The sequence below is a fragment of the Aeromonas sp. HMWF015 genome (genome assembly GCF_963878965.1).
Lineage (GTDB): Bacteria > Pseudomonadota > Gammaproteobacteria > Enterobacterales > Aeromonadaceae > Aeromonas > Aeromonas veronii.
The window spans coordinates 1-2,103 of sequence record NZ_CAWNZT010000097.1; the positions used below are offsets into that span (position 1 = coordinate 1).

2 protein-coding genes and 1 pseudogene are annotated in these 2,103 nt (G+C 45.1%); 2 read left to right on the top strand and 1 reads right to left on the bottom strand.

Going from position 1 to position 2,103, the window contains the following annotated elements; translation table 11 throughout:
- Both AACS18_RS04555 and AACS18_RS04560 read left to right on the top strand, forming a co-directional pair.
- A partial coding sequence (locus tag AACS18_RS04555) for a hypothetical protein (RefSeq protein ID WP_181363409.1) occupies nt 1–490 on the top strand: 490 nt, incomplete at its 5' end.
- Entirely contained in the window at nt 481–1,875 is a 1,395-nt protein-coding gene (locus AACS18_RS04560; RefSeq protein WP_146184852.1) for a hypothetical protein, read from the top strand. The genes AACS18_RS04555 and AACS18_RS04560, both read left to right, overlap by 10 nt.
- 64 nt (nt 1,876–1,939) lie before the next feature.
- Here AACS18_RS04560 and AACS18_RS04565 read toward each other — a convergent pair.
- Nucleotides 1,940–2,103, bottom strand: a pseudogene (locus tag AACS18_RS04565) (IS5/IS1182 family transposase); the annotation flags it as partial.

A 2,103-nucleotide genomic window follows, 5' to 3' on the forward strand; every position in this document is an offset into this window, starting at 1 on the left:
GTCTCAGCGGCAGCAGTTGGTGGTCGTGCCAGAGATGGATAAAAATGTTGCTGTGTCGGTTTCTGAGGTGAACTACCCAAACGCGCAGCGACGCGTGATTGCAACAAGCCCGCCGGAGTTAAAGGTCAGTATCAGCCCTGAGCGAAAAGGGTTGATACTGACCTGGCTGGGGGGGGCGAGTGTAAAAGAACGTTATTTTGAAGTGTCATTGGTGTCTGGCGTATCTAAACGCTATCAAGAGGGGGTAACCATGTTGGTGGTTATCCCTCCTTCTCATTTCTCAATGAGACATACCCTTGTCGGGCCCCGCTTTACAAATAACAGCAATGGATATGTGGTTCTTATGGAGAATGCCGAATGCGGAAAGTCGATAGGACGAAGTTGGCTGGTTGGACCCGGGAAAAGTCTTTTTATCCCTTCCTTACAACACAACAGCGAGCTCCTTGTTGGACGTGGAACGAAAATCGAAAGATTAACGTCATGCAAGTAATAGCCTGTCTCGGTTGGGGGCTATTTTTGTTATCTTGCATCTTTTCTGAGAAGAGTATTGCTGCTGAAAAGTTGATGTTGACCGAGGAGGAATCCCAGGCCATTTCAACATTGGTGAACACGCCTGCGGTCGTTGAGTTGAACAAGGATGTTCAATCATTAAGTGAAGATGTTTATTTACAAGACTCACTTAAAGAAGATATGGACCGTTCACTGTTGTCATTGACTGCAGAGGTGAAGGCGGCCAGCAAACAGCTTGTTAGCGCTATTGAGGATGGAGGGGAGGATGAGGAAAGATCGGCACTCCTGAAGATAGGGCGCCTTGCCAAGAAAGTGAAATCCCTTAAAGAGGACTTGGCGCGTCAGGAAGATTTGCTATCAGAGACCCGGCGAGAGTTGCGTCTTAAATCGAGGCAGCTCGCTGTACAAAATGAGCAGCTGTGCAAGCGTAAAATTTCACTACGAGATACAATTGTTTCCCGACTCCGCAAGGAGGCTGAAGAGGTTAGTGCTTTGCAGTTTCAAGGTGAGTTTCAGTGCTCTCCCCAAAAGAATATCAATCAGTGTCTGACTGGTGCGGGCAGGAAGGCTGACATTATTATGCAAGCCAGTGCAAAGGTAGATAGTTTATGGGAGGTAAAAGATATTGCTGGCTACACAATAACCGAAGCAACCATGGGACTGGATGGAACGGTTAATTACAAGGGGCGCTTTAATTATAAGCGGATGATTGGTGAGAAAGTACTTGCCTACATCAATGACTTGTTGGGATTGTCGCAGTTTATAGTCATGCTGCATTCCAATGATACGGTAGAATATTTTGTCGATGGTAATGCGTATGGTGAGGGAAGAGAGATAGGTATTACCCTAGATTCAGGGGCTCACTCATTTTATGTCAAGGGGAAGAACGGTTCCGCATCGGTTGTTCGACATATCACAGAAGATATGAAGTTATATCTGCCTATTAGTGATAAAGTAGCTATCCCCCAGCTGAATCCCCCAAAATCGTTAGCTAAGCCAAAGAGGGTGAAAAAAAAGCAAATGTTAGGTAAAAACTTCACCATATCCAATGTTCAGGTTAGCTTGCCAGTATCTAAGCGGTCGGATGAGCAAGATACATATATTGATCAGGGGAATAACTTAAGGCGTCTGTCATTTTTTGATGGCGTAGAATTTTGCAAGAGAGTTAATGGTCGTATTGCTTCACAGCTTGAATATACTAACTTACTACAATCTCCCGACTTTCAAAATCAGATTGGTTTTAAATCATCCTATTGGCTAAACAAAGGGATCGTACTTTCTCGAATGGGGAGTGGGATGTTAGCTAAACAGGTATTAGAGTCAGATAAGTACAGTGTTGTGTGCATAAAAAATACAGGGATTTAGTTGACCACTACACTGTTTCCCAAATCAACCATCACGCCACAACTGCCCCAGCCCCAAGTGACCGCTACACTCGGGGCTTTCTGACAGGTAGACCAAGGGTATTCAGTTTGTTTATGGCGCTGACATACGTCATGATTTCTCTCACTTGACCGTTGTAATTACGCAGACTGTTTTTCCCCGCTAACAACTGTTTGAACCGATACATCGCTGTCTCTGCAAGTGAGCGAC